This window comes from Pedobacter sp. (genome assembly GCF_045628745.1).
Lineage (GTDB): Bacteria > Bacteroidota > Bacteroidia > Sphingobacteriales > Sphingobacteriaceae > Pedobacter.
The window spans coordinates 1-8865 of sequence record NZ_JAZQPU010000235.1; the positions used below are offsets into that span (position 1 = coordinate 1).

Annotated in this window: 4 protein-coding genes and 1 pseudogene; all 5 read right to left on the reverse strand. The window is 42.2% G+C overall.

What is annotated here, in order from left to right; translation table 11 throughout:
• On the reverse strand, window positions 1–1126 hold a 1126-nt coding region (locus ACR2F7_RS08840; RefSeq protein WP_432713214.1), incomplete at its 3' end, for a ligand-binding sensor domain-containing protein.
• A 114-nt stretch (window positions 1127–1240) separates the two neighbouring features.
• Window positions 1241–4570, reverse strand: a complete 3330-nt coding sequence (locus ACR2F7_RS08845; protein ID WP_432713215.1) for a DUF4450 domain-containing protein — start codon at window positions 4568–4570, stop codon at window positions 1241–1243.
• A gap of 129 nt (window positions 4571–4699) precedes the next feature.
• The gene (locus ACR2F7_RS08850; RefSeq protein WP_432713216.1) at window positions 4700–6136 is read right to left on the reverse strand and encodes a glycoside hydrolase family 28 protein; all 1437 of its coding nucleotides are present in this window, start codon (window positions 6134–6136) and stop codon (window positions 4700–4702) included.
• A gap of 94 nt (window positions 6137–6230) precedes the next feature.
• Window positions 6231–8054 (reverse strand): RagB/SusD family nutrient uptake outer membrane protein, encoded by a 1824-nt coding sequence (locus tag ACR2F7_RS08855; protein WP_432713217.1) that lies wholly within the window; start codon window positions 8052–8054, stop codon window positions 6231–6233.
• 12 nt (window positions 8055–8066) lie between these two features.
• A pseudogene (locus tag ACR2F7_RS08860) lies at window positions 8067–8865 on the reverse strand (SusC/RagA family protein); the annotation flags it as partial.

An 8865-nucleotide genomic window follows, 5' to 3' on the forward strand; every position in this document is an offset into this window, starting at 1 on the left:
TCTTGTTTTGTGGATTATACTTTACAATGCCTTTAGCTTCTGGTTCTATCCAGATTTGTCCACTGCCATCTTCATATAAAGAATGATAGGTGTCGGTGGGCGACAACCCTTGAAACTTGAATTTAGAAGACTGAGGATCAAGCGTAACCAATCCTTTTCCTTTGGTGGATATATACAAAAATCCCGAACGCCCATTACAAATTGCATTTAACCTGGTTCCTTTACTTAATAAAATTTCGCGAAAGGTTCCTGTCTGTAAATTATAGGTAATCAGCGTTCCATCTGCAGTTCCAAAAAAGAGGAGGCTTCCTTTCTGAGTAGCACAAGTAAAGGAATGAGAAGAGATAAGTTTTGAATCCCTACTATTAAAGGGAACATTAACATAGCACTTTCTGGTGGATTTCAAACGACTTAATCCATTTTCGGTCCCCATCCATATATTGTTTAAGGAGTCCCTGATTAAAAAGCTAACTTGATTACCACTTATTTTAAAGCCACCCACAGCTTTTTTATGGTAAGGCAAGATCGTAGGATCTGCTGAACTTCCCCCTGATGCATATAATGCTCCATGATTTTGGGTAAGCAACCATACCCCACCGTTGTGATCAGGGATGATCCTGGAAATTACTACATCCTGGAAAAGATGCCTATAAGTACCATCAGACAACGGCAAAAACTGTTCGGTCTTTTTATTAAAGCGATATATTTTATTGTCATAGGTCTCTACCCACAGATAGGCATCTTTGTCCTCAACAATGTTCCGTATTTTATTATTTTTAAGGTTAGAGGCATCACCAGGTCTGCTTTTATAGACTACAAAATCATGTCCATCGAACCTGTTGATACCATCCCAGGTGCCGAACCACATAAACCCCTCTTTGTCGCGCGTAATAGATAATATTCCATCGTGCGATAAACCATTTTCAGTAGTATACCGGGTAATATTGCTATTTAACTGTGCCTTAAGCGTTACATTTGTGAGCAGCAGGAAAAGAAAAACACTCATGGATGTCATCACTCTTCCTGCCTTGGAACAAGCAGCACCAACATAAAAGCTCACCAGGCTGACTAAAAATAGTGCAGGTTTCTGGTGCCAGAAAATAAATCTATGCTTTATGTGGAACATGAAAAGGTCTTGTTACTGTGCTAATCATTCAGCTTAAATTGCATAAAAAAAGCAATTTACACAAAAACACCTTCCCTTTTTATGAGTTGTTCCTCATTCCTTAAGCTATAAGAGCTAATTACGATGCAGTGTAATTCCCATCAACCCAATAACAACATCATTGCATAAGGTGGTTAATCGCATTTTTAAAAGAGTTTTTCCAGGATCAAGGGGCATCCCTATAACAGTTGCCGCACCACCTTCTATCTCTTTGCCATTCCATAATTTTAAAGCAGCAGATGACATCATTTTTTCATCAACGACCAGTCCTGTTTTAAGGTGAATTCTTAAGGGACGTTCTGCTCCAGTGTTAAATGCAAAGCCATCCTCATAAAGATCTTTTTCTATAGGCCACCAGTTTTCAGGATTGCGCAACATCAGGCTATCACAAGTGCCATCGGTATAACAAATCTCTATCATTCCGTTATCCATCCTGCTTTGCATTGGATTTGTAGACCCTGCCATGAGGAAATGTGCCGCAGCGGCCTTGCCGGAAAGGGGCACTTCTGCAACCGTGGGGAAATTATCCCATCGTGAACTGAATATAATATTCTTTAGCGCCGGGTCTGCTGGTGTATTAAAGCTAAGTCCTGAAGGAAGTGTGATATTATTTTCTTTAGCAGCCATTTTTCGAAGACCAACATCATTAATTTCAGGTTGAAGCATAGGGTGTGGCCAATCGCCTATTCCCTGCACTGGCAACTGGAGTGTGGTTGTTTTTGGACGTGGGGAGAGGTACTTGTTTTTAAAAATGTTCGTTACCTGGTCATTAAAATAAGGGGTTAGGTTTTGTCTCTCTAATTGTTTGCTTTTTAGTTCTGCAGCTACTATCGGTAAACTTTTTTGGAGTCTTTCTTTAACTTCAAAACATACAGGATACCAGTAATTAAAATCGCCTACTTTTACGTTGACAAATACAGTTCGGTTACCGGTTTCTCCTTTAACATTAGCCTTCAAGTTTCCACCAGAAATCTTCTGATTTGAAAACACCTGCTGCGGATCAAATACATCATTGATCACCCCATTTGGAAAATTCACGGTATAGAATTCTCCTTGTAGCACGCTGTTTTTCAGCGCTGGATTTTCAAAGGCCTGTTCTCCCCACACCAATTTTATGACATACCTGGATGCCGGGGCACTTTTAATTTCAATCTCAGGCAAACCTATGGCAGTTTTCACCTCCTGCCACTTTACCTTTTTGCCATTGATCGTAACCGATTTAAGCACAGTGCTTCTCGCTTTAATTCTCATCTTGAGATCGAGCTTACGGGAAAAGGAAGGTGTGATCACATATTCATCTACACTGCCTATCCGCTTAAAGGCAAAGGAAAGGTCTGGAATGGACAGCTCAGCAAAGTCCCATGCTGCAGGTAAACCTGGCCGCAAGAGGAGTGAATGATGCAATGCATCTGGCACAATACCGAATAACCCCTCCACTAAGGCCCTGGCATTTATACCCACTGGATCGGCAAAATCACGGTAAGCCTCGCCTCGGATGGCATCGTAATGGGATATCTGCACAAAATTCCCCGGACTACCACCAAGGTACATGCTGCTCAGCAGTTCACTTTTCCATAGTTTAAAAGCTTCTTCTGTGCGCCCTGCCTGCCAGTTGGCTAAAGCAGTATTGGTAGATTCTGCCAGCGCAACATTATTAATGGACCATTCATAGGGCATCCAATTGGTTGTTGACAGTGCATAATAACCATTATCGTTAAGCCCTTTTGCCCTGATGGGAATATGTGGCAATTCAGTATCCACATATCTTAAACTCTGCCAAGCCTGAAAAGGATCTGTCACTCCGGCATCTATACTTTGATAGATAGTCCACAGTGCTGCCGAAGGGTGCACTAATTGAAGGCCTAAAGCATCTTTGTATTCGGCAAACCAGCCTTTAGAAGGAAGCCAGAGTTGTTCATTCATTGCCCTCAAGATTTTCCTCGCTTCCTGATCATATAATGAAGGATCTTCTCCCAATAACACAGCAATCTTTGCCGCATACTGGTTTGCCCTGAAATTGTATGCTGAAGAATGGGTTACACTACCTCCGCTATATTGTAAGGCATCACTTGCCCATATTACCGCATAGGCGTCGTAAAGACCATTATCATCTGGATCAAAGTTCCGCTTTTCCCAGTCCAGGTGAAGTTTGATCACTGGCCACATCTCTTTCACAAATTTCAGGTCGCCCGACCAGTTGAAATGCCATAACAGTTGGTCGATATAGACAAGGTTCATGTCATAATGGTGAGGTCTGAGCGATTTCCCTTCAGGTTCGCGACTGATATACCCTCTGCTAAACATAGAGGTTCCCATTTTTTCCTTTGAACGGGCAAGGTTCAGGGCAGTATCTGCTTCTACCGGCCCATTGGGTGGGTCTTGCACCTGCGATTTTGCATAAGCACTAAAATGTTCTATTGCCCGGTCATGCCAGCCCAAAGGGTCAGCAGCATAAGGCCCACGCCATCCATTCAACCGCATGCGCCAACCTACTGCGCCATGCATATATGAAGGTGATTCCCAGATGGCATCTGCGGCCAGGCTTAGCGTTCCACCAATTGTATTTAAATATGGATCTGGGGTATGAATCTTGATGCGCTCTGCAATTCGCTTAGTAGCTAGCGCTGCGTTAAGGTATTCTTTTTCTACAGACAGCGCTTGCTTGCCCAGCTCGCCCGAAGGATTTTGAATACAGATATAAAAGTCTTTACCATTTTCTACTGTCTTTTTTCCACACAACACTGGATGAGTGCTGCCAGAAGACTTGTCCATATGGAGAGGATCATTTTGCGAGGAGGCATCTGCAAGATGTAAATTGGCAGAGGGAAAGGAACCTCGTAACGTTTTTTCCTTTCCATATTGCAAGGTAAACAGGTTTCCCTGGAGCTGAAACACATTATTAACGCAATTTTCAGGTTTCAAGTAAAATACAGACTCAGGGTCTGGTCCCATGTCACCACTACGGAAGAAATTCTTACCACTGGCACCTCCAAAGGACCAGAAAAGCTGCACATCTTTAGCTACCCCTACAAATTGGGCTTTGACAACCAGGCCCTCAGATTGTCCAAGGGCTAAAACACTGAGTAATATTTTTCCACTCTTTCCTAAAAGATGATCAGTAATCTCGTAACGCATTTCTCCCGAATCATACCATGCTTTTATATCCGCAGCCTTGGTTAGCCACTTACTTTCATTGCCAGAGATGATTCCCAGTTTCAAGTTTCCACCCATGCCTGGCATATACATGGCAAACTCAGGTAAATCACCGGCCTCCACCCTGAAGGCTGTGTTTGTTCCATATAAGGCACGCGTAAAACGACGATTGCCATTTTTAATATAAAAAGAGGTTCCTGAAGGCGTATACCGCAGGCTACGCTCTTCATCATGCCAGTTTTTCTTACTCAATGAGGGAGGGTATAATTCTTGAGCAAAGGCGGAAATCGAGCAAAAGGTAATATATAAGGCTAACGAAACTATCTTCATATGTGGGAAATCAGGTAATATTGAACTGCAAAGTTAAATGGAGAAGCATGCTTATTTGTTAAAATTCAGGGGATCTGAAGCTGTAATTACAGGAGTATTCCCATTCTCCGCATTGATCACAACGTCTTTTATCTTCCATCCTTTAGCAAAGCTAATCTCTCCAGCAGAAATACCTTGTATATCAAGTTTTTCAAGTGTAAAGTTCTTCAACATCACCGCTTCGATACCCATGGCATGAATGGCCTTTTTGGCACCAGTAGCCTTGATATTATAAAGATAGATATCCTGAAATTTGGGAATCCCCAAAGATTGAGGTTCTACTCTTGTGAGTAATTTCGTCCAGTGCGCTGGTATCGAGTCTGGATGATAACCTGCTGGAAGCTCAGAATAGCTGTAAGTAGGGTTCCAGTTAGGGTTTACCTGAAGCACATTTCCTACACCATGCATCACGATATTACTGAAATACACATCTTCAACTGTACCTCCGCGGGTCATGGCCGACTTGATGTTTAAGGCATTGCCCGTTCCATAACCAACAAGATTTGTTGCCCATACATGGCGAATCCCACCAGAAGTTTCACTGCCCAGGGTCAGTAACCCTGCACCTTTTCTGGCTATGCAATTGCGGATGACTACATATTCTGTAGGTCTGTTAACACGCAGTCCATCCCAGTCACGGCCAGCTTTCAGGCAAAAATTATCATCATTACAATCTATATCGCTATTTTGCACTAATACCCACGATGAAGAATCTATATCGACTCCATCTGTACTTGGTCCATGGCCGCCAATATTGTTATTGATGGTTACATGGTCTACTGTTACGTAAGAAGAATAAAGGATTTGTACTGTCCAGAAACCAGCTTGTTGAAAAGTCAGGTCTTTTACCACAATATCAGTTGAGGAATTGACTAGCACTGTTCTCGGGCGACGGGCATCATAGTCAACAATCCAGCGTAATCCTTTGGGATCATATTCCTTACGCAAATTCCAATAGTAATCCCAGAAGGGCTTTCCCTGTGCATTGACCAAGCCTTCGCCAGAAATTGCGGCTTTTTGCTGCCCTATGATATTGATCAAGGCCGCAGGCCATTTCATTTCAATTCCGGCAACACGTGTATCCATATCGGGATAATCGTTGATATCCTGACTGCCCATCAACTCTACCCCTGTACCAATATGCAGGTTTACTCCACTCTTCACAAATAATGAACCCGTTAAATATTTGCCTGGCAGGAAGGTCACCATACCGCCACCCTTAGCAGCACAAGCATCTATTGCCCGTTGAATAGCTTTGGTATTTAGGGTTTTCCCATCGTTTATGGCTCCATAATTATTTACCGGAAAAGAAGTAGTTTTAAGCTTAAACTTTCTGGCACCAACTTTAGCCACCCATTCAGGCTCCTTAGGCTGAGCAAAAGCAGCACTAAGCGGTAGCAATAAAAGCACAAGCAAAAAGGTACGTACAGAGGGAATCAAAGTCATCATTATTCTATTAGGTTTGAAATGCTTAAGGTTTATACACCAAAACAGGAAGCGTTTCAATGTATAAACCTTAAAGATGTATATTATATATTAATTCTTAATATTTAGGATGCTGCTGTCCTTTTAAGCCACTATTCACATCAATGGTACTGGTAGCCAGTGGTAAAATTTCAACTTTATTCTTTTCCAGACCACGGAAAAGGTTAGTTACCAAGGCTGCATTGGCCGTTAACACACCCTGAGAATTGAGTGGCGATGCGCCACGCATTCTTAATACAATGTTTCCTGCAGCTACTAATCTAGTAGAATCTGCACTGGTCATTTGGTTATAGGCTGTATAAGGAACAGCAACTACTGGATCTTTAAAGCCTGTGGCAATTTCCTTTTTATAAACCCTGTAAAGGTCGCTATTTGCATATTTACCAGTTCTATTAGCCAGGTCAATTACATTTTGTTTAGTCGCACTTAACGTTTCATATAAAATACCCCAACGTGCAAGGTCTGTTCTTCTTAAGGCTTCAAAACCAAATTCAAATTTACGCTCATCAATAATAGCCTGGCGGAAGCCGAGATAATCAGACGGGGTAGTTCCAATTTTACTCGCATCGCCACCAAAACCACGTGTGCGGACTTTCTCTAAACTTGATTTGGCTTCAGCAGTAGGACTGTTATAATATTCATTTAAGGCTTCAGCATACATCAGCAGAATATCTGAATAACGCAATACCGGCCAGTTGATATCTCTTTTGTTAATAGCGGTACCTATCTGATCTGCCCAGGTTACCCTGAACTTACCAATGGTGTTACTGGAGTAAGCATTCATTTTTCTGCTATTGTCACTATCGATTCCATAATTGCAGATGGTTACATCCCTACGGGTATCACCTTCAGCGAAATCAAACCAATAAGTAGGCGTAACACCCATAGCTGGCTGACTTTTGCCAAACAAGCTACTGGTATGCACAAAGATTCCGTTAGAATAACCGACCACACTGCCATTGTTGTCATTACCATACTGTCCAAATTCAAGCATCGACTCACTGTTGTATTTACGGGTAATCAAATCGCGGAACACCGTTTCAAAACTAGACAAAAGTGTATTCTCACCTTTATCGATCACCTCTTTACAGGCATCCGCAGCAATTTTATAAAGTTCTTTGATCCGTGACTTATCCGGACGCTGCGCAATCTGAACAGATCCGGCAGAATAGGTGTTTAAATCCCAGCGCAAAGAATAGCCTGCAGCATATAAAGCTACGCGGGCAAGTATGCCATTGGCTGAATTTTTAGTAAACCTTTCTACTGTACTCACCGCTCCCGCACTTTTCCATGGCAACAAGGTCACCGCTTTTTGCAGGTCGGCAATACAGCCATCATAAATGACATCACGACTCACCCTGGAAGAGGTGAAAATACCCGTTTCCCCAACTGGTGCGATAGAATAGGGCACGTCCCCAAAAAAGCGGATGATATTCAAATAGTTCATCGCTCGGATAGCATATACCTCACCTAACATGCTGTTGATCTTCAACTGTTCGGCATCAGAAAATCCCGTCATGCCTTCAAGTCCTTTAATGGCAACATTAGCATATTCTATACCCATATACATGGCCGTATAAGTGGACGTAGGGATATTTGCCGGGGTATAGATGTAATTAGCGACCTGATTTTTGCTATTTGTCTCTCCTTCCGTTGAGATACATTCGTCGGTGCCCATGCCTAGCTGGTAATACAATTCGCGGTTAAAAGTTTGCGAATAACAGCCAACCACGACCATCTCGGCTTTACCTACAGATTCAAAAATAGTCCCGCTGTTAAATTTGGATTCAGAAGGCTGGTCTAAAAACTTTTTACAGGAAGAAATAGTAAGTATAGAAAGTGCCATGCCTATCACATAGCCAATATTTGAAATTCTTTTCATGATCATAACTTGTTAAAATGTTACATTGAGACCTAATACATAACTTTTTGTGCGAGGATACGCAGAATTATCCACCCCAGAGGTTAGCACACTTGATGTTGCTGATACTTCCGGATCGTAGCCGCTATAACCTGTAATGGTATAGATATTATTCAGCGTGCCGTAGAAACGGAGTCCCTGAAGTTTAATTTTCTTCAGCAGGTTTTTAGGAACGGAATAGCCAAGCGTAATTGTACTCAAACGAAGAAATGAACCATCCTCTATATAATAATCCAGCGCATCAGTTGTTGCTATATTATTACTGGAATGAAGACTCCACATGGCTTTTTTATCATACTGCTGCGGATTCAGGGCAGCAAGACGGGCAAGATCAGTCGTTTCCCTCCCCGTATTTGGGTCTACCAGCTTAAACCTGTCATTCATTACAGTAAAGGCATTCTGGTTTGGAAGATATGGACCGATAAAACGTTGTGAATTCATGTTAAAAACCTCATTACCTACAGCAAAATTCATAAAGACAGTGAGGTCAAATCCTTTATAAGCAAAACTATTGGTTATACCACCCTGGTATTTAGGTTGTGCATTGCCAATAACCGTACGGTCTTCAGTGCTCCATGTTGGATTGCCGTTGGCATCTTTATTACCTGCCGTTGGGAGATATTTCACATCCCCCGGCTTGATGTTTGCTACAACGCCAGCTTTTGAACGTGCTACACCATCTTTAAGGGCATAACTTCCATTGGCATTTTGTGTAAAATCAGCTGTGGTATAAACCCCATCGTATTTATAGCCGTAAAACTGACCCAGAGGA

Excerpts from the sequence above, each read along its gene's own strand:
- ACR2F7_RS08850 (WP_432713216.1), bottom strand. The coding sequence starts at position 6,136 with ATGATGACTTTGATTCCCTCTGTACGTACCTTTTTGCTTGTGCTTTTA.
- ACR2F7_RS08855 (WP_432713217.1), bottom strand. The coding sequence starts at position 8,054 with ATGAAAAGAATTTCAAATATTGGCTATGTGATAGGCATGGCACTTTCT.